Origin of the sequence: Rhodopila globiformis (genome assembly GCF_002937115.1) — a bacterium.
Taxonomy (GTDB): domain Bacteria; phylum Pseudomonadota; class Alphaproteobacteria; order Acetobacterales; family Acetobacteraceae; genus Rhodopila; species Rhodopila globiformis.
Genome location: NZ_NHRY01000261.1, coordinates 1 through 22,951 on the forward strand (window position 1 = coordinate 1; position 22,951 = coordinate 22,951).

Consider the following 22,951-nt stretch of genomic DNA (forward strand, 5'->3'; position numbering starts at 1 on the left):
CATGGCCATCAATGTCATGCAGACGAACGGCGACAAGGACGCCTTGCGCGGCAAGTTCCAGAAGGCCGCCTGGGACAACGCCTATCTCGCTCGCCTCCTGGCACTATTCTGAAGTGCGATTGCCCTGCAGTCCGCCAGCACCGGCACGTCATACCGCGCCATGGCACCGTCGATCGTCGCCAGCGTCAGGCCATCGGTCAGCGCCTGGGCGATCAGCATCCGGTCGAACGGGTCGTCGTGGTGGCGAGGCAGCCGGCCGGCGGCGATGGCGTGGGGCAATTGTACCGGCAGCGGGTCGAAGCCCATGCGCTGGAGGACTTCCTCGAAACGGTCCACCGGGAAGGTCAGCCGGCCGAGCGCGTGCTTGATGGCGATCTCCCAGGCCGTGGCGGCGCTGACCAGGACCTGGTTGGCCGGCGAGGCAACGGCGGCCCGGGTGCGCTCGCCCAGCCGGGATGGCTCGCCGATGGCCCAGATCAGGACGTGGGTGTCCAGCAGCAGCCTCAGGATGCGCCTCCGGCGAATGCCAGGCGCATGTCCTCGGGCAGCGGCGCGTCGAAATCGGGGCCGATCGCGACCTCGCCGGCGAACAGGCCCAGCGGGCGTTCGGCGGTGCGCTGGGACAGGGCGACCAGCCGCGCCAGTGGACGCCCGGCTTTGGCGATGACGATTTCCTCACCGGCGGCGGCGCGTTCGACCAGATGCGACAGATTGGTCTTGGCTTCGTAGAGGTTGACGGTGTCCATGGCCGCTCCTTGACCAACGTTGGTCAAGATATGCGGTGGGACAGGCCGTTCGTCAAGCATATGGAGCAATCCGCCCATTGCCACACCTTCTTCTGATCGATGCGGCGATGTTGACCGACATTGATGAAGGAATGGTTAATCGCCCACGCCCTACTTCGCGTCCGGCACGAACCGGCCGATGCGGTACTGAGGCAGCAGCGAGTCGGCCTCCTTGGAGTGCGGGCGACCCTTGGTCTTGGTGTTGTAGGCGTCGGTCGCCTCCTTGCCGCACCACGGCTCGATCACCTGTGGCCGGCTCGGGTGGTCGGGCAGATAGGGCGTCAGGTCATAGACGCTGCCCCGGATGGCCATCCAGCAGTCCTCCGGCCGGGCGTGCCGCGCCAGTTCGGCGGCTGTGATCGCCCGATCCGCCGGAGCGGCGGGCGGCTGTTCGGCGTGCGGCGCCCAGGTGCCGGCGGCCCAGAAGGCGATCACCAGGGCCCAGAACGCGGTGGTGGAGGCGACATAGAGTGTGCGCATCATCTCAGGTCAAAGTTCTCAAAGTGGATATGGCGTGGCGTGACGCCGCGCTGGCGCAGGATGCGCTTCAGCCTGGCGACCAGGGAAGGCGGACCGCACAGGTAGCATTCGCAACCAATCAGGTGCGGGGCGTCGGGCAGCAGGCGGTCCAGGTCGGGCCGGCCCCGGGCGGTTGCCACCGCCTGCAGCGTCAGCAGCGGCGTGGCCGCGGCGATGGCGCGCAGTTCCGGCAGGAAGGCGGCGTCGTCCTCGGTGTGGTAGAGGTACAGCAGCGTCGTCGGCGCAATAAGGCCGCCGTTGCGCAGCAGGCCCAGGAACGGCGTCACGCCGATGCCGCCGGCGAACCAGAACTGCCGCGTCGCGTGCGGCTCGGCCAGGAAGCTGCCGAACCCGCCCAGCACCCGTGCGGCCACGCCCGGCCCGATCGACTGGATCCGCCGGGTGCAGTCGCCCAGCGCCTTGACCCCGATGCGCAGCACGTCGTCCGGCTCGACGGCGCTGACGGTGAACGGATGGAACTCGCCGCAGCCGCGGAAGTCCGGCCCTTTGAAGAACGCCGTCAGGATGAACTGTCCCGGCGCGACCACCAGCGGGTCGCCCAGCGGACGCAGCGCGATCTCGACAACGCCCTCGGCGACGCGGTGGGCCGAGGCGACGACATACGGCCGGGCCGCCAGCCCCCAGTCCCCGCGCACCGCGCGCCAGCCCAGAATCAGCGCTGCCACGGTCAGGATCGGCGCCACCGGCTCGTCGATGCCGAGCAGGATCAGGTGGTACAGGCCGATCAGCACCGCCGCGCCCAGGGCAGCATGCAGCCAACGCCAGGCGCGGTAAGGCAGGCGCCGCATGAAGGTCAGGGCCAGGCCGAGCATCAGCAGCACCAGCGCCAGCCAGCCCGACCACACCGGCCAGCTTTCCGCCGCCGGCGCCAGCGTCTCCCAGGCCCGTGCCGGCGAGTCGGCAAAGGCGTTGGCCGCCAGCAGCAGCGGATGCGCCAGCAGCAGCATGTAGGCAACGACGCCGGTGCGGTGATGCCACAGGTACATCCGCTCCAGCCCGCCCAGCCAGGCGGCCAGCCGGGGTTCGCGCAGCATCAGCAGCAGGCTGACGAGCAGCAGGCCGCAGCCCAGCCAGCCGGCGACGATGGCGGCGGTGCGGATGCCGGACAGCCCCTCGGGGAACGCCCAGACGGCGAAGCCCAGTGGCACGGCAAGCGCGAGCAGCGGAATGGCAAGCGGGCGCAGCGCGGACATCACGGACGCCATGCTAATCCTTGCCGGTTGGCCTGAGGTGGGCACAGAAGTCCCGCGCGCCGTGGTTCAGCGAGACGCCCTGCTGCTGGGCGCGCTCGGCCATCAGCGCGTGGTGCTGGGAGCGATAGGCCTCGCAGGCGTCATAGTCGGTGAAGCTGCGCACCCGGGCCTGGTGCGCGATGCGCTCCTCCGGGGTCATCAACGCCCAGCCGCTTGTGTTCGCACCACTGGCCCGCCACGGCCCGCGTGCCCAGGCGGGAACGGCACTGCCGGCCAGGAGCGCAATCACCAGCAGGCGGATGCAACCGGTTTGCATGACGATCTCACTGCCCTGGACCTCTGACATCCGGTTGCGATGGGCGACGGAGACGAACGGCCGGTGAATCGTCGACGATGCCATCGCTCCGCCACGTGCCAGACCAGCGTCTAGCATGACTGACGCCCGTCGGCTTGCGATAGATCAAGCGCCGCTGCGCCGATCAGCCGGCGTTGGTGCAGAACATGCCATGCAGGGTTTGCAGGATGGTGCGGACACGCTCGGATGCGATGGCGTCGTAGATCGTCGTTGCCTCCCGCCGGGTCGCCACCAGTCCTTCGTCGCGCAGCATGCCGAGACGGCGCGACAGGTTGGACTGGCTGATGCCAAGCCGGCGGCTGAGTTCGCCGGCCGGGATCTCGCCCTCGACCAGCAGGCACAGCGCCATCAGCCGGTAGCGGTTGGCGATGGAGCGCAGGAAGGATTCCGCCGCCTCGGCATGGGCCTCCAGCGCCATGGCCTCGAGCCGATCCTGCTGCGCCATCCGCCACACCTCCCTGCCCGGCTGCCGGCGACCACTGTGCGCCGGGTGCGCGGCCCGCGCCATGGCAGGTTGCCGCAGGGAGGGCCGCGGTCAGACTGTCCGCCGCGCCGCCAGGCCGCCGGCCGGCACGGGACGCGGCAGTGGTTCCGGCAGCAGCCCATCCGCCGCGGCACCGGCTTCCCCGCGCCAGGGGCGCCGGTATTCCAGGATCATCAGCACGACGGCCAGCAGCGCGGCCAACCCAAGCGCGAGCTGCCAGAACGGGATGCCGACCAGCAGGTCCAGCGTCATCGCGCCCGGGCCGGTCAGCAGCACCGGCCGCAGCACCGGCTCGGCATAGGTGAAGGCCACGGCGCCGGCCAGGCCGCCGAGCAGGGTGAACCACGCGTCGCGGTAGCCGGCGCCGATCTGCGCCGCGACCGTGCCGGGACAGGCGCCGGCCAGGGTGACGCCCACGCCGAGCAGCCCGCCGCCCGACACATCGGCCAGGTACATCGTGGGTTTCGGATGCAGCGCCACCAGCCCGAAGCCATGCAGCGCCGCGACCGCCACGAGACTGGTGGCGACCGCGGTCAGGAACATCTTCAGCATCAGGAAGTTGCGCAACTGCATCTGGCCGACGATGACGCCGGGCTCGAACACGCGGGACTTTTCCAGGGCAACGCCGAACACGGCGCCCATGGCCAGGCCGAGGAGGATGGCGAGGAAGACGGACATGGGTTCCTCCGGGTCGCTAGACGCACCGCAGGAGCAGCAGCGCGGTGGCAATGCCGCCGGCGAACATGGCGGGGACGGCGATGAAGGAGGCGACGGCAAGCTGGGCAATGCCGCTGAGGCCATGCCCGCTGGTGCAGCCGTCGGCGATGCGGGCACCGAGCAGCATCACGAAGCCGGCGGCGAAAGCCAGCGCGAACCGGGCCAGCCGGCTGTTGGTGCCGAGCGCGCGCGCCCACACCGGCGAGACGCCACGCCGCCGCATGCCGGAACGGAGGGACGAGGCCAGCGCGCCCAGGGCGATGCCGCCCACCAGCGCCACCTGCCACCAGTTCGTGGCTCCATCGAGATGCTTCGCCGCATACGGAATAGTGCGCACCGCCGGATCGGCGAGGTCCGCCAGGCTGGCGCCGACGGTGACATAGGACGATGACGTTCCCAGCGCCGTGTTCAGCAGCAGGAACGCCGGGATTTGCAACAGGCCGATCAGCACGCCCGCGAAATAGGGCGACCAGGTGGGATCCTTGAGACTGGGCATGGGCGTCTTCCTCCGCACCGGGCGCACCGGTGTCGGGGCGTAATGACGCCATATTTGTTAATTGAGGTCAATATGAAATACAGATTGCCGGCGTGTGGACGGGAACAGCAACTGGTCCAGGACGCAAACAACGCCTGGCTGGTGTGGCACGGGCGATAAGCTACAGCAGACCGCAGGTCGGTTGGGACGGGATGCCCCATCGTCATGGCGGCCTTCGCCCACCATGACGTGGTGGCAACGGCCGTGCCACCGGCCGCCTAAGTTAGCGCTTATGGGGCCTGCGCCCGGCATGACGATGAGGCAACGGCCGCGCGCCCCAGCCCGCAAAGTTAGCGCCTATGGCCTGGCGACCGGCGTTCACGCCTACGGCACCAGCTGGAACCGTTACTTTCTCGTGGCGGATTTGAAAGAAACGACTATGGGAGGATCGGACGCAGCCGACGGCCTGGCCTGTCTGTTTTCGTGACATACAAAACGGCGGCGACGCCGTGCCCCGCCCGCGGGCGCGGCTCCAGGACATATTACAAAAAAATAATGTATCCTGCCCCACAAACGCCGCTTAGCGTTCAATCGTATAGCAACCGACGAAGACCGGCGGCAAAGCCGGCATTTGGCAATCAGCAATGGATGAGGTGATTGATTTTGGAAACGTCGCAATTCGAAGCAGGCAGCATCCAGCCCGGAGAAACCGCGACGGCCCTGGCCGGTCGCGCCGCGGCGAGGCTCGACCGCCTGCCGCTGACGTGGATGCAGTGGCGGCTGGCATTGATCACGCAGGTGTTCTGGGGCGTCATCATCGCGGCCGACGGCATTCCCGCCAAGCTGTATCCGTTCATCTGGGGGCCGCGGCACAGCTTCGGCGAAGCGGCTTTTTCCGTCATGCTCGCGGTGCAGTTCGGCGTGGGGATTCTCGTCGGCGAGTATCTGATCGGCATCGTCGCGGATCGCTGGGGACGGCGGACCGCGCTGCTGCTGTCTTCATTCGCCGTTGCGCTGCCGCTGTGGCCCACGGCGCTGACCGACAACTACTGGCTGCTGCTGCTGTTCTTCGGCCTGTCGTCCATTGGCATGGGCGGCGTGCTGGCCACCAACGTCGTCTACATGGGCGAGATCGTTCCGCCACGCGAGCGCGGGCGGGTGATGCTGGCGTCGCAGATCGTGGCGGTGCTGGTGTTCGGGCTGCTGGGCAACGTGCCGGGAATCCTGTGGGTTCCGGCGCACTATGACTGGTTCATCTATCTTTTCACCATCGTTCCGGTCGTGCTGCTGGTGCCGCTGGCGCTGTGGGCGCTGCCGGAATCGCCACGCTGGCTGGAAGCGCACGGCCGCCACGAGGAGGCCGAGCATATCATGACGGTGCTGGAGGCAGAGTGCCTGCGCCGCAGCGGCCTCGCCAGCCTGCCGGAACCCGACTACGCCAGCTACGCCGTGCCGGTCAGCGAGCATGTGCCGGTGCGTGAACTGTTCCGCGGCGAGTATGGCGAGCGCACCGTCCTTCTGCTGGTCGCCTGGATCATCGGCTATGCCGGCCTGGTATATGGCTTCACCGGGTACCTGCCGGTGCTGCTGCGCAGCTTCGGCTTCTCCGCGGGCCATACGTTCGGCGCGCTGCTGGTCGCCAGCGTCGCCGGCGGCTGCACCGCCCTTGCGATCTGCGCGCTGATTGGCGAGGCGGTGGAGCGGCGGACCTCGATCGTCGTGTCGGCCTGCCTGTTCTGTGGCGCAATGTATGTGCTGTACTTCGAACATGGCATCGTCGCCACCTATGTCCTGTCGGCGGTTGCCTGGGGGACGATGACGGCCTGGCTGTTCAACATGTACAACTACACCGCCTCGGCCTACCCGACCCGTCTGCGCGCCACCGGGGTCGGCCTGACCGACGGGCTTGGGCACCTCGGTTCGGTGTTCGGTCCGCTGGTCGCCGGCGCGCTGTTCGCGACCGCGGCCCTGCCCGGTCATGCAGGATGGTACTTGTACGTAACAATTCCAGGCGCTTTGCTCCCGGCGGCGCTGATCGGCTGGCGAGGCATCAACCAGCGGCGCGCGATCCTGGAGCAGATTTCCGGTTAGGCACAAGGGCCCCGGTCCCCGCCCCGGCTGGCGCGGCGGCCCCGTCGTCCCATCTTCGTGGCCGGGCGTGTCCCTTGCCTCTCCGTCATGGCCGGGCGTGTCCCGGCCATCTGCGCTTCGACGGTTGGGGGTGGATGGCCGGGACACGCCCGGCCATGACGATAGAGTGAGACGACCTCGTATCCTCAACGAAACGCCTTCACGATCCGCGCCCAGTCCTCGATCGCCGCCTCATGCCCGGGGACCATCGGGATGACCAGTTGCGACAGACCGCCGTCGCGCATTGCCGCGATGCGCTGCCGGATATCCTGTTCCGTGCCCGCAAACGTCGTCCGCCGGATCAGTTCGGCGGTGATGAACCGTTCCTCCTCCGGCTTCACCGCGACGCAGTGGCCGGTGTGGTTCAGCAGGTAGCGCGCATCGGCGGGCTCGAACCGGCGCGCCGCCTCGACATAGCCCTGCAGCACGTCCCTGACGCTGTCCGGCACCGGCGAGGTGTTGATCCAGCCTTCCATGTCCAGGTCCGCGGCCCGATGCAGCAGTACGGCGGCGCGCGGACCGGTTTCGGCGCGCACGCGCGGACTGTCGAGCGTTTCGCCGTCGCGCAGCACGCAGCCCCAGACCCAGGCGGAGGAATACAGGTCGCCGGCCGCCCGACCGCTTTCCGTCCAGGTCTTCTGCATCGCGTTCAGCGCGGCCAGGCCGTCCTCAACGCCCGACATCACGGTCTTCCACGCCGCGCCGTGACGCGCCGTCAACTGCCGCCCCTTCGGGCCCAGGGCGGAAACATGCAGCCGGACCGGGTCGTTGATGTTGATCAGGCCCAGTTCCGGATTGAGGAACCTGATCTTCTTGCGCGTCCCCGGCTCGACCTCCGCCTCGGTCGTCTCGCCGTGCAGCAGCGCATAGACGACGCGGATATACTCTTCCATGTCGGCCAGCTTCATCGCGCCCAGCCCCATGGCGCGGCGCGCCGAGAACCCCGTTCCAACGCCGAAATCGATCCGTCCCGGCGCCATGGCGTTCAGCGTCGCAAAGGCCGAGGCGGTGACCGCCGGAATCCGGTTGCTCGGCACCAGCACGCCGGTGCCCAGGCGGATGCGCGAGGTCTTCAGCGCCGCCGCCCCCATGGCCACGAACGGATCGCCCACCAGCATCTGCGTGTCGTAGAACCAGGCATGGGTGAAACCAAGTTCCTCCGCCCGCTGCGCCAGTTTCCAGCTGTCGCCGGATGTCGGAATCCCGATGCCGAATTCCATGGCCGTGCCCTCCCTGTGGTTTTGCCGAAGCCTATCGCGCCGCCCCGGCCGGTTCAAATCGCCCCGGCCAGCCACACCGCGCCGCTTGACGCTGCCAGGCGCGGATTTCACCCTGCGGCCAAAGCCAACGGAGGACAACGCCATGACCATCGAACCCATGCTGACCGAGGCCGAACCCGTCGCCGATCTGATCGGGCGCGTGCTGCATGAAGCCGGCATCGAATACGTGTTCGGCATCTCCGGCGGGCACACCGGCCGGATCATCACCGGCCTCAGCAAGTACCAGAATTCCGTCCGCATGGTCACGGTGCGCGAGGAATCGCTCGCCGGCGTCATGGCCGAGGTCTATGGCCGCCTGACCCGCCGCCCCGGCGTGCTCATCGGCCAAGGCCCCTGGGTCCTCGGCAACGGCCTGATCGGCACGATGGAGGCGTACCTGTCGTCCTCGCCGATGCTGCTGCTGACGGATTTTTCCGATGCGACACCGTTCCATCTGCACGCGCCGTACCAGCAGGCGACCGGCGACTACGGCAGTTGGGACGCGCGGCGAGCGTTCGGCGGGGTGACCAAGCAGGTGATGCAGGCGCACACGCCGGTCGCCGCGGTGCAGGCGACGCAGCTTGCCATCAAGCACGCCACCGCCGGGCAGCCGGGACCGGTAACGGTGCTGTTTTCGATGGACAGCCTGACCGGCGCGGTCGAGCCGGACAGCCAGCCGGGCCTGTATCACACGCGTTACTACCTGCCGCCCTCGCCGCCCCCGGCCGAAGCCGCCCGCGTCGCCGCCGCCGCCAAGGCTCTGCTGGACGCGGCCAGGCCGGTGATCATCGCCGGCAACGGCGTGCGCATCGCCCAGGCCTATGATGCGCTGGCCACGCTGGCCGAGGCTGTCGGGGCGCCCGTGGTGACGACCGCCGCCGGCAAGGGCGTGTTTCCGGAAACCCACACGCTGGCGCTCGGCGTTTTTGGCACCTTCGGCACCGCGGCAGCCAATGCGGCGGTCTCCGGCGCGGACCTGATCCTGGCCATCGGCACCAAGCTCGGCCCGTCGGACACGGCGTGGGAGAACCGCGACCTGCTCGATCCGACGCGGCAGACGTTTATCCAGATCGATATCGAACCAAAGAACGCGTCGTGGAATTTCCCCGCCGAGCACGTGCTGGTCGGCGACGCCGCCATCGTGCTGCGGCAATTGCGCGAGGCCGTGGGCACGCCATCCGGACGCCGTGCCGCGGCCGAGGCCCATGTCGCGGAACTGCGCCGCGCGCACGGCTATTTCGACGCGCCCGCCTACACCGCCGACGACGCGCCGCTGCTGCCGCAACGTGTCATCGGCGAGCTGATGCGCACCCTGCCGCCCGAGGCGATCGTGACCTGCGATGCCGGCGAGAACCGCATCCTGATGACGCATTTCTACCAGACGAAACAGGCCGGCGGGTTCCTGCAGGCCGCGGGCTCCGGCCCGATGGGCTTCGCCATTCCCGCCGCGATGGGCGCGAAACTGGTGCATCCGGATCGCCCGGCCGTCGCGGTCTGCGGCGACGGCGGCTTCGCCATGACGATGAACGGCCTGATGACCGCGATCGAGCACGACATCCCGATCATCGTCGTGGTGTTCAACAACAACGCGCTGGGCTGGGTGTACCACGGCTCCGGCCCGTTCGCCGCCGGGTTCAAGGATTTCGACCACGGCGCGATCGCCCGCGCGATGGGCTGCAACGGCGTGCGCGTGACCGAGCCCGCGGACCTGCGCCCGGCACTGGAGACAGCATTGAAAGCGCGGCTGCCGACGGTGATCGACGTGCGGACGTCGATGGCGGTGACGTTCGCCGACATCACCTCGCCGCTGGCCGCCGCGGCCAGTCCGCGCCGGCGCTGACGGGAACGTCGCCGGCGCGCGGCCGCCTTACGCGTTCAGGTCTTCCCGCGTTACGCCTGCGAAACCGAGGATGTAGTCGGGGCCGAAGACACGGCCCGGCGTCTGGAAACCCGGCTGGCATTCGCCGGACGCCACCCGCCGGGCGATATCGCAGGCGGTCATGGCGGTAAGCGCGTAAGGTTCCGGCAGCGTCAGGCGGGACCGGACGATGTCGCCTTTCGCGCCCCAGACCTCGCCGACGAGCGTTCCGCGGCCGGCTTTTCGCGCCACCTCGCTCGGCCCCTCGGGCAGACGGTCGATCAGCGATCCGAGCCATTTCTGGATGATCGGCAGCCCGATGGCGGATATGGCGAAGCCCGGCAGGCGCGTAACCAGCTTGAACGGCAGCACGTCCTCGGCCTGGACGTCGATGTCTGGTATGCCGGTGGAATGGAACGCGGTCGAGACGTCACCCCATGGGATCTGCACCGTCGGCCTTGGTCCCTGGCCGAAATCGCAGGTCCCACGCTCCGGCCGATCAAGCCTGACGATATCGCCGCCGCGTCGCACCCGCACGCCAAGCGCGATCTCCCGGACCATGGTCCTGGCCGTGCCGCGCGAAATGTCGGGGATGGCTTGCATATACAGCGTCAGGCGGGTCGCGTCCGGCAACCGGCGATGCAGGTGGACGGCGAGGCAGTCGCTTGGCACCACGTCGTAGCCGACTCCGGGAAGCAGCATGACGCCCGCCTGTTTCGCTTCCGCATCGCGTGCCGCCAGCGCCTCGAACACGTCGATCTCACCGGTGACGTCCAGGTAATGAACACGACGGCGGAGGCAGGCATCCGCCATGGAACGCGACGTGGCGGAAAACGGGCCGGCGATGCAAAGCACGACGGCAATGTCCTGCAGGCCGGCGTCGAGCCGGGTGGTGTCGAACAGATCGAAGGCGCGCCAGGAAAGGCCCAGCGGCTCGGCCACGGCCCTGACCCTGTCGGCGCTGCGGCCGGCCAGGATCGGCCGGAGTCCCTGCTCGTGCGCCGTCTGCGCAACGAGCTTGCCGGTGTAGCCGCTCGCCCCGTAAATCAGGATGTTGCCGGTCATGATCATGCCCCTTGCCGCGGGACGCCGCGCAACATGCGTACCACGGACCGGCGCTCTCATGCCGTGTTGATAGCGTCACATTCCTGCGATGCAGGGACCCTGCGTTACCGCCGTCGCCGTATCATCCACGCAAGCGGGATCAGAATGACGCCGGCCAACAGGGCCGCGGAGACCAGGCCGGCCGGGGTTGCCCGCCCGGTCGCCGTCATCGTGGCGAACCTGCCGAGGTTGAACGTAACGGTGCCTTTCATCTCCTCGGGATGTGGGGCAGCCGTTTGACGATCCGTCACGTCCTGGTCGGATGCCGGCGTGGCGTCCTGCATCGAAAGGGCCTTTCATGCTGCGAACCGTATGTTCGATTCGAGCATCCGCACGCCCGCGGCGCAAGCGCCGGCAGGGCACCTTCCGTTGAGCCGGCGCGCCGGCCCCGGGCCGCGTCATGCGGTCGCGGACGCTGCCTGTCCGCCCAGCAACGCCTGGGCGCCCTCCCACAACGCGCGCACCATCGCCTCCGCCGGCACCGCGGGCGCCAGGGCGGCGCTTTGCCCGGCCCAGGCTTGCATGCGGTCCACGTCGCCGGCCTTGCCCGCTTCATCGCGCATTGGCTGGGCCAGGCCGCGCTGCACCGGATAGGGCGCCGGCGCCGGCGCATCCGGGGCGGTGGCGGCGCGGGCATAGGCGGTGGCGATGCTGCGCCCGGCGCGGCCGCTGAAGGCGCGGGTGACCAGGGTATCCTCGGGCAGCGTGCGGGCCAGCGCCTCGGCCCAGGCGGGGTGCAGCTTCGTCTCCGGGCAGCGCAGGAAGCCGGTGCCGATCTGCGCGGCGCTGGCGCCCAGCAACAGCGCGGCGGCGACGCCGCGGGGATCGGCGATGCCGCCGGTCGCCACCACCGGCACGCGCACGGCGTCCGCGACCGCCGGCACCAGGGCGAACAGGCCGACCATGGCCGCCTCGGCGCGGGCGGCGTCGAAGCAGCCACGGTGGCCGCCAGCCTCCATGCCCTGCGCCACGACGACGTCGGCGCCGGCCGCCTCCGCCGCGCGCGCCTCGGCCACGGTGGAGACGTTGGCCCACCAGGAAATCCCCCGCTGCTTCAGGCGGCGCACGAATTCCGGCGGATACAGGCCCATGACCGAGGAGACGATTGGCGGCGCCGCGTCCAGCAGCGCCTCGCACTGGGCGGCGAAATCCGGCGGGGTGACGTCGCCGGCCGTGACGGCGACGTCCGGCCCCCAGGACGCCAGGAACGCGCGCACGGCGGCTTCCCGGTCCGGATCGCGAACGGGCGGCGGGTCGGGGATCCACAGGTTGATCTGGAACGGTCCACTGGTGCCGGCCCGCACCTCCTGCGCCCAGGCGGCGATGGCGGCCGGCGGCATCGGCAGCGCGCCGCAGGCGCCGAGGCCGCCGGCATTGGCGACGGCGATCGACAGCGCCGGCGGGCAGACGCCGGCCATGGGCGCGAGCAGGATCGGGGCGCGCAGGCCGAAGCGGTCACAGAAGGCCCGGACGCGGACGAGGGCGGGATGCGGATTGGACATGCGGCGAACTCGACGCCCGGCGGTGTCCTGTGACAAGCGGAATTTTCAGATTGCGCCTATCGCTTTCGGCGATGGCAGGCGGCGCACCGCCCCGTCGTCATGGCGGCCGAAGGGCCGCCATCCACGCCTTGCGGTGCCGATACCGGCAGAAGGCAAGGCATCCCGCGGAACTGCGTCAGCCGCGTTTTGCGGCCCTGAATACGGCGTCGATCGACATGGAGAGTGCATCTCCGACTGCGTCGGCCAGACGGCAATGGAAAGCATCGGCTTCGTCAAGGCAGTTCACCTCGATGGTATCCGCCCGGATTTGCACGAGCAACTGGGGGCCGGAGGATGTGCTGTTGTCGAAGATGATGCTGCTATCGGCGAGGCGAATAGCTTCAGGCAGACGTCGCAAGGCGTTTTCATATCGGCGCCGGACAACATCCTCCGGGATATCGTGCCCGCCGCGGGCTACCCGCTCGGCAATTCGTTCCACTGTCAGGTCGGCGCTGTTCAATGCCACGAAGACCCGACCCACCTCGTAGTCGGCCTCCTTCACGCATCAGTTCGATGGATTGGTGGCTCGAAAGAGTTGTCTCGTAGACAAAAGTCTCCAGGGCCGCGATTACCCGCGCCAGTTCAGCAAGGGTCCGCCGACCAGCGGAAATGGAGGCTGCCTCCGGGTGGTTGGGGTTGATGCTTCGTGCGATGACATCCGCGTTCACGAATTGCCCCGGAGGGTCGAGGCGGTCGTAGATTGTAGATTTGCCCGAGCCGTTAGGCCCGCCGATGAGCGTGCAAACCGGGCCGTCGAGGTCGTCAGCATCCACGCGAAGGAATTGTCACGATCGAGCCATCAGCCTTCAGGCGTACCCGGTGGCCATCGGGGTACTCCCGGATCAAATCGATCCCAACGGAGTTTCACGGAGTCGTCCGGGGCGCCCGCAACAGGGTCGCTCCTGTGGCGGCGTCCGAGGATTTCAGGCGCTTCGCGCGACGCGCAATATCCACTTCCTCCGTGCAACTCCGTGTTCGCTTGATTGCCGCCGGTGAAACCAGCACCGGTGAAACCAGCACCGGCGATGACAGTATGAGCCAAGGCTGCAGCGGACCGTTTCCGGAATCTGTGTATCCCGTAGGGCGTGTCCCAGCCATCCATCCCCCGCCGTCGAAGCGCAGCTGGCCGGGACGCCTCTGTCAGCTTCCGGTATCGTAAGGCTGCGCCGGCAGCAGACCGTTGGTCATGAGCCCGTTGGGCTGCAGCATCTGCGGCGGCACGCTGAAGGCCGGGATGCCGTACTGGGCATCGATTTCCATAGCATTTCGTGGCGGCGGCACCATGTTGCAGGCCGCGAGTGAACACAGCGCCGCGGATGCCGCGGCAACGCTGACCAACATTCTGCTGAACGACATCGCGAGCTTGCCTGAACAGGTTCCTTGGTTGCGGGCCATCCAACCGCCCTGTCCAAGGTTCGTCAATAGTGCGTGCACGGCGGGAGCGCCTCCGCCCTGGCTGGAAACGCTCCCGCTAAAATTTCGTGAACAATTTCACCGTGCCGACCGGATCGCTTCGTGACCCGGCCAGGCCGATATCGATCGAACGGGCCGCAGGCATCCCGTGGCCGCCCTGCCCGGCCGGCGGCAGGCCACAGCCGCTTCCGTCAGCGGGAGCGGCTGTGGACGCAGCCAACCCTATCGCGCCGCGCCCATGGCCCAGGCCAGGATGCCCTTCTGCGCGTGCAGGCGGTTCTCGGCCTCGTCGAACACCACCGACTGCGGGCCGTCGATCACGGCGGCGTCCATCTCCTCGCCGCGATGCGCCGGCAGGCAGTGCATGAAGATTGCGTCCGGCGCGGCCTGCGCCATCAGGCGGCTGGTCACCCGGTACGGCGCCAGCAGGTTGTGCCGGCTTTCGTCCGGATCGTCCGACATCGACACCCAGGTGTCGGTCACGACGCAGCCGGCGCCGGCCACCGCCGCCGGCGCATCATCGGTCAGCTCGATCCGCCCGCCCTGCGCCCGCGCCCAGGCCACCAGGTCCGCCGGCGGCTGCAAAGCCTCCGGCGTCGCCAGCCGCAGAGTGAAGTCGAAGCGCACCGCTGCCTCGATCCAGCTGCGCGCGACGTTGTTGCCGTCGCCGCACCAGGCCACCACCTGGCCGGCGATCGGGCCGCGATGCTCCTCGAACGTCAGGATGTCGGCCATCAGCTGGCACGGGTGAGACGCCTCGGTCAGGCCGTTGATCACCGGCACGGTGGCGTGCTCGGCCAGTTCCTCCAGCTTCGACGCCCGGTCGGTGCGCAGGACGATCGCATCGACATAGCGCGACAGCACCTTCGCGGTGTCGGCGATGGTCTCGCCGCGGCCGAGCTGCATCTCCTTGCCCACCAGCACCACCACCTCGCCGCCCAGTTGCCGCATGCCGACCTCGAAGGAGACGCGGGTGCGGGTGGAGGGTTTTTCGAAAATCAGCGCCAGGGTCTTGCCGGCGAGCGGGCGGGACGTGACCCCGCCGGCGCGCTTGAAGCCCACGGCGATGTCCAGCATCTGCCGCAGGGTCGCGGTGTCGAAATCCCGCAACTCCAGGAAATGGCGCGGACCGGCCCCCTGCCCGGCCGAGCGGTCCGGCGTATCCGCCATCCGGCGCGCGGCGCTGGTCATTGTGCCGGCACCTTGGCGGTGTCCGCCACCTTGGCCGCGGCACGGCGCAGCATGCCGGCGGCCTCCTCGATTTCGGCGTCGGTGATCACCAGCGGCGGCGCGAGTCGCAGGACGTTCTCGCCGGCGGTGATCGGCAGCAGCCCTTCGGCGATGCAGGCGGCCTGCACCTGGCCCTGCGGGAGGACGCATTTCATGCCCAGCAGCAGCCCCATGCCGCGCACCTCGGTGAACACGGCGGGGAATTCGGCGGCGATCTTCTCCAGGTGGCCGCGCAGCTTGTTGCCCTTGCGCTGGACGCCTTCCAGGAAGCCGGGCTCCAGGATCACGTCCAACACGGCGTTGCCGGCGGCGCAGGCCAGCGGGTTGCCGCCGTAGGTGGTGCCGTGGGTGCCGGGCTTCAGCGCCTTGGCGAACTGCTCCTTCGCCAGCACGGCGCCCAGCGGGAAGCCGCCGCCGATGCCCTTGGCCGAGGACATGACGTCCGGCGTGATGCCCGCCCATTCATGCGCATACAGCTTGCCGGTGCGGCCCATGCCGGTCTGCACCTCGTCCATGCCGAGGATGAGGCCGTACTCGTCGCACACCGCCCGCAGGTCGCGCAGGAACTGCATGTCGGCCGGCCGGATGCCGCCCTCGCCCTGGATCGGCTCGACGATGATGCCGCAGGTGACGTCGCCGATGGCGCTGCGCACGGCGTTCATGTTGTTGAACGGGACGTGGTCGAAACCGTCCACCACCGGGCCGAAGCCTTCGAGGTAATGGGCGTTGCCGGTGGCGGCGAGGGTGGCCAGGGTGCGGCCGTGGAACGCGCCCTCGAAGCAGATGAAGCGGTAGCGCTCGGGCTTGCCGGCATCCGACATGGCGCGGCGCATCATCTTGATCATGCCCTCGTTCGCCTCGGCGCCCGAGTTGCAGAAGAACACGCTGTCGGCGAAGGTGGCGTCGACCAAGCGCTGCGCCAGACGTTCGGCCTGCGGGATGCGGTAGAGGTTGGAGGTGTGCATCACCTTGGCGGCCTGCTCGGCGATCGCCTTGACCAAATGCGGGTGCGCGTGTCCCAGGGAAGCGGTGGCGATGCCCGACCCGAAATCGAGGAATCGTCGCCCATCCACCGTCCACAGCCAGGCGCCCTCGCCCCGCTCGAAGGCGAGGTCGGCACGTGCGTAGTTCGGCAGCAGCGCGGAAATCATCCGGGTCAGAACCTTGGTTGTTCGGCCTTTCCAATGGATCGCCCGCCCGCGACCGTTCGGGGCGGGTCCAGAGGAAACGCGGATCATTGCGAAGCGGCGTGGGAGAGTCAAACCCGGGTTCCGGGAAAAACATGCAGGGCACGGTTGCGGGGGGCAGCCGTACCACTTGCGTTCTCCCGAGTCGTCTGGGCATCGTGGCGGGATGGTGGATGCTTCCGACTCGAGTCCCCCGGACAATAGCAGCCTGTACCAGGCGGCGCTGACCTACCTGTCCCGCTACGCGGCGACCGAGGCCGGGCTGCGCCGCGTGCTGGACCGCCGCATCGACCGCTGGGCGCGCGGCGCGGCCGGGCGGGAGGACGTGGCCGAGCAGGTGGCGGCGGCGCGGCAGGCGGCACGGGCGGTGGTGGCGCGGCTGTCGGCGGCGGGCGCGCTCAGCGACACGGCGTTCGCCGAGAGCCGGGCGCGCAGCCTGGTGCATGCCGGGCGGTCGCGGCGGGCGGCGATCGCGCAACTGGCGGCCAAGGGGGTGGAGGCCGGGCTGGCGCAGACGGTGCTGCCCGAGGACCCCGACACCGAACTGGCCGCCGCCTTGGTGCTGACCCGCAAGCGCCGCATCGGCCCCTTCCGCACGTCGGATCAGGCCGATCGGCAGCGGGAGGTGGGGATCCTGGCGCGGGCGGGGTTCGCGATGGCGGTGGCGGAGCGGGCGCTGGATACCGACCCGGAGGCGGCGGAGGAGGCGATAAGGCGGTTCCGGCAGGGGTAGTCCATCAGGTCGAGGTCGGCTAACCGGCAACACGCAGCAGCAACTGGCATACGATGGGGTCAAGAATAACTGCCCCCTGTACATCGCCGACCTGATGTCGAGTCGATTTGAAACTAAAGAAGTATCGAATTCTTTCTGCAAAAGATGCCTTTGCCAACGCCATCTCCGGTAAATGTTAGGCTATGCGTCTTCATAACGATCAATTTCGAATTTAGGAGGGGAATGTTTAGTGCCACCGCCTCTTCAATCATAAACTTTTCTGCAATTTTAAGGGCCTTCTTAGTATTTTGTCCTTTTTTTAACGAAAAAAAGCAAAGTGAAATGAGCGTCCACCATTATTGATTGTCGGAGCACCAGGGAGTGTCATTCCGCGTAAGATATCTGCGATCCGCCGCGTTTCGAGATGGCTCTTGACTCGGCTCCGCAGATTCAGGGTCTGCCCAATATAGAACGGTTCGGACTTTTCCCCGAAGTTTCGGGCAAAATAGTATACGCCCGGTACATCTTCAATGTTGTCAAGATCGTCTATCTTGACGACGATCTTTTTGTTTTGCGCAAGCGTGACTGGAGCTTGCCATTCAAAGTGTAGATTCACTGTCGGCCCTTTCGATTCGAGCACCACTAATTTATCCGCGACGAGCAAGCTTGCACATCCGGTTTGGCAGCGTTCGATATAAAGCCACTCTCTTGAAGGCATCTCCCACACGCGGTCGGCGAATCAGGAACAAGAGGGATACAGCGGACCTTGCAACCGCTGCGCAAATGGCAGTGGTTTGAATGCCCTTGATGGACATCCTGTAGGGCTCGGTTTTCTCTCTGCAGCCACGGCCACTACTTGAGCCCGGCCTTTGCTTTGAATGCCGCGATGGCCGCAGCCCGCTTGTCACGCATTTCCGCGGCTATCTTCCGCTCAGCATCGGTCGCGGCGGCTTTGGCCCGTGCGGCGGCCTCCATCATCTCCCGTTCCAGATCGTGGAACCACGCCTGTGTCAGAGCGACGATATTCCTGCCCGCGGGTTGCGTGCGAAAGTGAGCATGGGAGTTGGTCTCCAGCAACACGACGCGAGGAGTTGGTCTCCAGCAACACGACGCGATCGGCATACTGGATCAGGAACACCAGGACATCCGAGTCCTTGCCAGCGAGATGCAAGTGCATGATGCCTTTGTCCGCCAGCAAACCGTCTCGATCGTTGTCGATGCCGGCCCGGTAGTACCGCTCCGGAACGCCGTCGCCACGCTCGATGCTCTCGATGATGTCGTCGAGGTCCTCCCTGAGCGCCGGGTTATTGCCGATCCCGGCAAAATCCTGGAATTAAACGATGTGGACCGGCTTCGGCTTGCATTCGATCCGGCGCAGTCGTTGCCGGATCGCCGGATGTCCCGCTTTCAATCACCGTAAAGCAGCTTGTGCCGCTGCTCTCGGCTCATTTGCCCCAGGCTCTCGGTGGTGGCCTCCCGGCTGTCGGCGTCCGCGGCCTTGCGGTCAAGGCGCGCTTCAATCGTCTCCACTGATGCCACGCGGCGGTGCCTGGCTGGTGATCCTGTCAGCACTGAACCCGCCAATGTGGCGACTCTCGCGCCTGCCTTGCCACCCGGGACAGCAACCTCGGCGGCGGTCTTCTTGCCCCTGAGTGGCATGATAACCTCTTACGTAAGCCAAATATAGTTGGTCGGTTTCTCAAACTCAACAACCATTGCGCAGCCGGCAGGCCTCAGCGCCAGCAGGCCATCGGCGATTGCCAACCGTCCCGCGATCACGCCCGCACCAGCATCGTCGCATGCGACGCCAGCGCCCGGTGCAGCATGTAGAGCGGAATCGCCAGCAGCGAGATCGCCGCCGCCGCCAGCAGCCCGCCCTCCGGCCGCCCCACGTGATCGGCCACCATGCCGCAGAACGTCGGCGCCACCGCGCCGCCCAGGTAATACAGCGCGTAGAACAATCCCATCCCCACCGTGCGGTTCTCCGGCCGCGCCGACAGCGTGCCGATGGCCATGATGACCCCGGGCTGGACCGCACCCAGCACGCCCAGCACCAGCGCCCAGGCCACCGGCCAGCCGGACACGGCGCTGCCGGCCATGCCGATGGCCAGCGACAGGCTGCCCACCAGGAAAATCCGCAACCCGCCGAACCGCGCCGTCAGGCTGCCGCCCAGCATGGTCGCCGGCACGTTGCCCCAGGTGGCGATGGTCATCACCAGGCCGACCACCGCCACGCCGTAGCCGCGGCCCGCCAGGCTGGCCGGCAGGTAGGACAGGAACGCGGAATAGGCCGCGGTGTAGACCATCCAGACCAGCCCGGCGACCAGCAGCAGCACGACCTCCGGCCGGCTGGGCAGCGAGAACTGCCGCGGCACCGGCGCGACGTGCGCTGGCTCCCGGAAGCTGGCCAGGAACAGCAGCAGCGCCAGACCGGCCGGGACCGTGTCGGTCAGCAGCGCCGCGCGCAGGCCCAGATGCGCCAGCACCGGCGGCAGCACCAGCCCGGCCAGTCCCATGCCGATGGGGAACGAACACGCCGAGACGCTGATCGCGATCATGAAGCGCGGCCCGGTGAACCAGTCGGCGATGATCTTGCCTTGCAGCACGATCATCGCGACGGCTCCGGCCCCCGCCGCGGCGCGCCCGGCGGCGATCAGCGACGGCTCGGCGGCCCAGGCGGACAGGCCGGCGCCGGCGGTCATCAGCAGCAGCCCGCCGCCCATCACCAGGCGGTCGCCGAACCGCCGCCCCAACAGGCCGAGCGGCAGGGCGATGAACACGCCCAGGACGTTATAGACGCCGATCAGGTCGCCGATCTGGGCATAGGTCAGGCCGTAGCGGCCGATGAGGTCGGTCGCCAGGCTGGCAACGGTCTGGAACTGGTAGCCGAAGGCCACGCGCCCAAGCGCCAGGGCGGCGAGAATGATCCACGGGCGTCGCTGCATACGTTTCCTCGGCCGTGCCGGTCCGGGCCGGCCCGCCGGCAGCGTAAACGGCGCTGCCCGGCCTGGCCACCCCCGCGGCGCCCGCGAAGGGCGCGACGGGCGCCGTCACATATGGTAGAATTCGCCCATGAGCGCTTCCGCCCTGCCCCGCATGACCGCCGACGAGTTCATCGCCTGGGCGCTCGCGCAGCCCGAAGGCGAGCGATACGAACTGGTCAATGGACAAATCGTCGTCATGGCACCGGAACGTCTGGCCCATGCGCGCGCCAAACTGCACATCGCGCGGCGTTTGCAGGATGCCATCGCCGCTGCCTCGTTGCCGTGCGAGGTCGTCATCGACGGCGTTGCGGTGCAGGTGGATGACACCACAGTCTATGAGCCCGATGTGCTTGTCCGCTGCGGGCCGCCCCTGCCCGGCGAGACGCTGCGGATCACTGATCCGCTGATCGTCGTCGAGGTGCTGTCGCCGTCGTCGCGCTCACGCGACGCCGGGCTGAAGCTCGCGGACTACTTCCGCATTGCGTCCCTGCGGCACTACCTGATCGTCGCCACCGAGACCCGCACCGTCATCCACCATGCCCGCGACGAAGCCTGCGCCATCCTCACCCGCATCATCCGCGACGGCGCGCTGCGGCTCGATCCGCCCGGGCTGTGGCTCGACGGCATCTTTCCCGGCGAGCCGGGGCCATAAGGCGCCGCGCGCGTTTGCAAGCCGGGGACGCCGCGACTATCTGCTGACGCATGAACCAGACCCCAGCCTTCCTCGACACCGGCCGCCCGCCGGTGCCCGATCTCGTTGTGCCGCGTGGCGTGCTGCCGTTCTTCCTGCCGAACCGCCCGGTGCGAGGGCGCCTGGTGCGGCTCGGGCCGCTGGCCGACGCGCTGCTGACCCGGCACCGCCAGCACCCCGCCGTCACCCGCCTGGTGGGCGAGGCGATGGCGCTGGCCGCCGGCCTGTCCGCGGCGCTGAAGTTCCGCGGCTCGTTCAGCCTGCAGGCCAAGGGCGACGGCCCGGTGCCGATGCTGCTGGCCGATTGCACCGACGCCGGCGAGCTGCGCGGCTACGCCCATCCCGCGCCCGAGAAGCTGGAGGCGCTGCTGTCGGCCGATCCCGCGCCCTCGGCCGAGGCGCTGCTGGGCAGCGGCTACCTGGCGTTCACCGTCGACCAGGGCGGGCAGCAGAACCGCCACCAGGGCATCGTCTCGATCGAGGGCGGCAGCCTGGCCGAGATGGCGCTGCACTATTTCGACACGTCCGAGCAGCTCCGCTGCCAGGTGCGGCTGGCCTGCGCCGAGACGCCGCTGGGCTGGCGGGCGGGTGCGCTGATCCTGGAGAAGGTGGCCGGCGCTGGCGGCATCGACCCGGCGATGAGCGAGGACGCGCAGGCGGAAAGCTGGCACACCGCGACGGTGCTGGCCGGCACGCTGACCGACCAGGAACTGCTCGACGACGAGCTGCCGGGCGAGACGCTGCTGTACCGGCTGTTCCACACCGAGGGCGTGGCGGCCGACCGGGCCCGGGCGCTGTCGTTCGGCTGCCGCTGCTCGCGGGCGCGGCTGGCCAGCATCCTGGAGGGGTTCCCGCCCGACGACCTGGACCACATGACGGTCGATGCCGACATCGTCATGACCTGCGAGTTCTGCAACTACGATTTCCGCTTCCCCCGCGCTGATGTCCGCGGGCAGGCGGGGGCGCCACCCGAAGGGCGCTAGCACGGGTGCCGTTGGCGCGGACGGACGGATGAAGATCCCGTGACACCGAGGCGCCGGAGCCGGTTCCCCGGGCCGATGCCAGCGGAAGCGGCCCTGGTCATTACGGCCCAGGTTGACGCGCGGCGGGGCTTCCGTCACATCCGGTCACGCGTTGTCGAAGGATCAAGCGCGTCCATGCCAGCCGGATACCTGAGTCGCCGTTGCGCCCTGCTGCTGCCGCTCGCCCTCGCCGCCTGCGCGGGCGGCGGGGAGCAAGCGGCAACCTATGAGCCGTTGCGCTTCAACTACCTGCCGCCGATCCAGTTGAACGTTGCGAAGATCGTGATCGAGCAGCGTTTCGTGCCGGCCGGGGTGCCGCCCGACGTCAGCGGCGAGGACCCTGCCCCGCCCATCGCCGCGCTGCGCGCCATGGCCGCCGATCGGCTGCAGGCGTTCGGCACGGCGAACCAGGCGGTGTTCGCGATCCTCGATGCGTCGATGACGCAGACCGGCGACCTGGTCCGCGGGGCGTTCGCGGTGTCGCTGACGATCGTCGGCGACAACGGCGCGCAGCTTGGCTATGCCGAGGCGCGGGTCGAAGGCCGTCATTCCGGCCCGGTCGACGATCTGCCGTCCATGCTCTACGGCATGACGAAGAGCATGATGAACGACATGAACGTCGAGTTCGAGTACCAGATCCACCGCAGCCTGAAAGCCTGGCTGACCAGTGCCACGGCGCCGGAGGCCCCGGTACAGCAGGCCCCGCTGGACGGGTCGCAGCCGGCGCCGGCCGCACCGGGTGCCGCCACCGCGCCGCCCGGTCCTGGCGCGGCGCCGGGACCCACGCCGGGCCTTGGCGCGGCGCCCGGAGCCGCGGCGGCTCCGAATCCGGCGCCCGCCCCGGTGCCGTCTTACACACCGGCCTATCCGCCGAACTATCTGCAGCCGCCGCCACAACCGGCGACGCCGGCGTACCCACCGGCGTACCCGCAGGCATCGCCGCCGCAGATGCCGGCGTATCCGCCGTCCTATCTACAGGCGCCGCCACCGGAGTAGACGCCTGCCCGGAGCATGGCGATAAGGCCTTCTCTCTATCGTCATGGCCGGGCGCGGTAGACCGCGCCATCGTCATGGCGGCCGCAGGGCCGCCATCCACGCCTTTACACGGCCTCAACACCGCCAAGCGTGGATGGCGGGCCTGCGCCCCATTGGCGTTAAAATAGGGCTGGCTGTTGCCTCCTCGTCATGGCCCGGCTTGTCCGGGCCACCTGTCGCGGCACAGTGCTGGAATAGGTGGCCCGGACAAGCCGGGCCATGACGGAATGGCAAGC

At 68.5% G+C, this 22,951-nt stretch carries 25 protein-coding genes; 7 read left to right on the forward strand and 18 right to left on the reverse strand.

Annotation, left to right across the window (positions count from 1 at the left end; genetic code table 11):
- Positions 1 to 81: 81 nt before the first annotated feature.
- The 8 genes from CCS01_RS28280 to CCS01_RS28315 form a co-directional block, all read right to left on the reverse strand.
- Positions 82 to 525 carry a type II toxin-antitoxin system VapC family toxin gene (locus tag CCS01_RS28280; protein WP_338050009.1) on the reverse strand — a complete coding sequence of 148 codons (444 nt, stop codon included), beginning with the start codon at positions 523 to 525 and terminating at the stop codon, positions 82 to 84.
- The gene (locus CCS01_RS28285) at positions 504 to 746 is read right to left on the reverse strand and encodes a type II toxin-antitoxin system Phd/YefM family antitoxin (protein WP_104522119.1); all 243 of its coding nucleotides are present in this window, start codon (positions 744 to 746) and stop codon (positions 504 to 506) included. The genes CCS01_RS28280 and CCS01_RS28285 overlap by 22 nt, the downstream gene beginning before the upstream one ends.
- 150 nt (positions 747 to 896) lie before the next feature.
- Positions 897 to 1,268 (reverse strand): cytochrome b5 domain-containing protein, encoded by a 372-nt coding sequence (locus CCS01_RS28290; protein ID WP_104522120.1) that lies wholly within the window; start codon positions 1,266 to 1,268, stop codon positions 897 to 899.
- Complete coding sequence (locus tag CCS01_RS28295; RefSeq protein WP_104522121.1) at positions 1,265 to 2,530, reverse strand: ferric reductase-like transmembrane domain-containing protein; 1,266 nt, start codon at positions 2,528 to 2,530, stop codon at positions 1,265 to 1,267. The genes CCS01_RS28290 and CCS01_RS28295 overlap by 4 nt, the downstream gene beginning before the upstream one ends.
- Position 2,531: 1 nt before the next feature.
- Positions 2,532 to 2,834 carry a hypothetical protein gene (locus tag CCS01_RS28300; protein ID WP_104522139.1) on the reverse strand — a complete coding sequence of 101 codons (303 nt, stop codon included), beginning with the start codon at positions 2,832 to 2,834 and terminating at the stop codon, positions 2,532 to 2,534.
- Between the two features lie 163 nt (positions 2,835 to 2,997).
- On the reverse strand, positions 2,998 to 3,318 hold the full coding sequence (locus CCS01_RS28305) for an ArsR/SmtB family transcription factor (protein WP_104522140.1): 321 nt from the start codon (positions 3,316 to 3,318) through the stop codon (positions 2,998 to 3,000).
- Between the two features lie 90 nt (positions 3,319 to 3,408).
- Positions 3,409 to 4,035: a YeeE/YedE thiosulfate transporter family protein gene (locus tag CCS01_RS28310; RefSeq protein WP_104522122.1), complete on the reverse strand. Its 627-nt coding sequence runs from the start codon at positions 4,033 to 4,035 to the stop codon at positions 3,409 to 3,411.
- A 16-nt stretch (positions 4,036 to 4,051) separates the two neighbouring features.
- The gene (locus tag CCS01_RS28315; RefSeq protein ID WP_104522123.1) at positions 4,052 to 4,570 is read right to left on the reverse strand and encodes a YeeE/YedE thiosulfate transporter family protein; all 519 of its coding nucleotides are present in this window, start codon (positions 4,568 to 4,570) and stop codon (positions 4,052 to 4,054) included.
- A 642-nt stretch (positions 4,571 to 5,212) separates the two neighbouring features.
- On the opposite strand from CCS01_RS28315, the gene CCS01_RS28320 reads away from it, so the two are divergent.
- Positions 5,213 to 6,640: an MFS transporter gene (locus CCS01_RS28320; RefSeq protein WP_104522124.1), complete on the forward strand. Its 1,428-nt coding sequence runs from the start codon at positions 5,213 to 5,215 to the stop codon at positions 6,638 to 6,640.
- Between the two features lie 185 nt (positions 6,641 to 6,825).
- On the opposite strand, the gene CCS01_RS28325 is transcribed toward CCS01_RS28320, so the two are convergent.
- Positions 6,826 to 7,899 (reverse strand): LLM class flavin-dependent oxidoreductase, encoded by a 1,074-nt coding sequence (locus tag CCS01_RS28325; protein WP_158258655.1) that lies wholly within the window; start codon positions 7,897 to 7,899, stop codon positions 6,826 to 6,828.
- Between the two features lie 142 nt (positions 7,900 to 8,041).
- On the opposite strand from CCS01_RS28325, the gene CCS01_RS28330 reads away from it, so the two are divergent.
- Complete coding sequence (locus CCS01_RS28330; protein WP_158258656.1) at positions 8,042 to 9,778, forward strand: thiamine pyrophosphate-binding protein; 1,737 nt, start codon at positions 8,042 to 8,044, stop codon at positions 9,776 to 9,778.
- 27 nt (positions 9,779 to 9,805) lie between these two features.
- On the opposite strand, the gene CCS01_RS28335 is transcribed toward CCS01_RS28330, so the two are convergent.
- From CCS01_RS28335 to CCS01_RS28365, 6 genes are all read right to left on the reverse strand, one after another.
- Entirely contained in the window at positions 9,806 to 10,861 is a 1,056-nt protein-coding gene (locus CCS01_RS28335; protein WP_104522142.1) for a saccharopine dehydrogenase family protein, read from the reverse strand.
- Positions 10,862 to 11,298: 437 nt separating this feature from the next.
- Positions 11,299 to 12,402 carry an NAD(P)H-dependent flavin oxidoreductase gene (locus tag CCS01_RS28345; protein ID WP_104522127.1) on the reverse strand — a complete coding sequence of 368 codons (1,104 nt, stop codon included), beginning with the start codon at positions 12,400 to 12,402 and terminating at the stop codon, positions 11,299 to 11,301.
- 175 nt (positions 12,403 to 12,577) lie between these two features.
- Positions 12,578 to 12,943 carry a hypothetical protein gene (locus CCS01_RS28350; protein ID WP_104522128.1) on the reverse strand — a complete coding sequence of 122 codons (366 nt, stop codon included), beginning with the start codon at positions 12,941 to 12,943 and terminating at the stop codon, positions 12,578 to 12,580.
- Between the two features lie 638 nt (positions 12,944 to 13,581).
- Positions 13,582 to 13,836 (reverse strand): hypothetical protein, encoded by a 255-nt coding sequence (locus CCS01_RS28355; RefSeq protein WP_146102005.1) that lies wholly within the window; start codon positions 13,834 to 13,836, stop codon positions 13,582 to 13,584.
- Positions 13,837 to 14,076: 240 nt separating this feature from the next.
- A complete protein-coding gene (argF, locus tag CCS01_RS28360) occupies positions 14,077 to 15,045 on the reverse strand; it encodes an ornithine carbamoyltransferase (protein ID WP_104522130.1) in 969 nt (322 codons plus the stop codon).
- Positions 15,042 to 16,235, reverse strand: a complete 1,194-nt coding sequence (locus CCS01_RS28365) for an aspartate aminotransferase family protein (RefSeq protein ID WP_104522131.1) — start codon at positions 16,233 to 16,235, stop codon at positions 15,042 to 15,044. The genes argF and CCS01_RS28365 overlap by 4 nt, the downstream gene beginning before the upstream one ends.
- Positions 16,236 to 16,437: 202 nt before the next feature.
- Here CCS01_RS28365 and CCS01_RS35810 point away from each other — a divergent pair, with 202 nt between their 5' ends.
- Positions 16,438 to 17,004 carry a regulatory protein RecX gene (locus CCS01_RS35810; protein WP_104522132.1) on the forward strand — a complete coding sequence of 189 codons (567 nt, stop codon included), beginning with the start codon at positions 16,438 to 16,440 and terminating at the stop codon, positions 17,002 to 17,004.
- A 298-nt stretch (positions 17,005 to 17,302) separates the two neighbouring features.
- On the opposite strand, the gene CCS01_RS33275 is transcribed toward CCS01_RS35810, so the two are convergent.
- The gene (locus CCS01_RS33275; RefSeq protein ID WP_146102006.1) at positions 17,303 to 17,647 is read right to left on the reverse strand and encodes a hypothetical protein; all 345 of its coding nucleotides are present in this window, start codon (positions 17,645 to 17,647) and stop codon (positions 17,303 to 17,305) included.
- Between the two features lie 188 nt (positions 17,648 to 17,835).
- The gene (locus CCS01_RS35815; RefSeq protein WP_275112980.1) at positions 17,836 to 17,961 is read right to left on the reverse strand and encodes a hypothetical protein; all 126 of its coding nucleotides are present in this window, start codon (positions 17,959 to 17,961) and stop codon (positions 17,836 to 17,838) included.
- Between the two features lie 85 nt (positions 17,962 to 18,046).
- Here CCS01_RS35815 and CCS01_RS28380 point away from each other — a divergent pair, with 85 nt between their 5' ends.
- Positions 18,047 to 18,403, forward strand: a complete 357-nt coding sequence (locus tag CCS01_RS28380; protein ID WP_146102007.1) for a hypothetical protein — start codon at positions 18,047 to 18,049, stop codon at positions 18,401 to 18,403.
- Between the two features lie 355 nt (positions 18,404 to 18,758).
- Here the strand turns inward: CCS01_RS28380 and CCS01_RS28385 are convergent, their stop codons facing one another.
- On the reverse strand, positions 18,759 to 19,928 hold the full coding sequence (locus CCS01_RS28385; RefSeq protein WP_104522135.1) for an MFS transporter: 1,170 nt from the start codon (positions 19,926 to 19,928) through the stop codon (positions 18,759 to 18,761).
- Between the two features lie 127 nt (positions 19,929 to 20,055).
- Between CCS01_RS28385 and CCS01_RS28390 the strand changes: the two genes are divergently transcribed.
- The 3 genes from CCS01_RS28390 (at position 20,056) to CCS01_RS34025 (ending at position 22,676) form a co-directional block, all read left to right on the forward strand.
- Positions 20,056 to 20,619, forward strand: a complete 564-nt coding sequence (locus CCS01_RS28390) for a Uma2 family endonuclease (RefSeq protein ID WP_104522136.1) — start codon at positions 20,056 to 20,058, stop codon at positions 20,617 to 20,619.
- Positions 20,620 to 20,669: 50 nt separating this feature from the next.
- Complete coding sequence (hslO, locus tag CCS01_RS28395) at positions 20,670 to 21,641, forward strand: Hsp33 family molecular chaperone HslO (RefSeq protein WP_104522137.1); 972 nt, start codon at positions 20,670 to 20,672, stop codon at positions 21,639 to 21,641.
- Between the two features lie 174 nt (positions 21,642 to 21,815).
- Entirely contained in the window at positions 21,816 to 22,676 is an 861-nt protein-coding gene (locus CCS01_RS34025; RefSeq protein ID WP_104522138.1) for a hypothetical protein, read from the forward strand.
- The last annotated feature ends 275 nt before the right edge of the window (positions 22,677 to 22,951 follow it).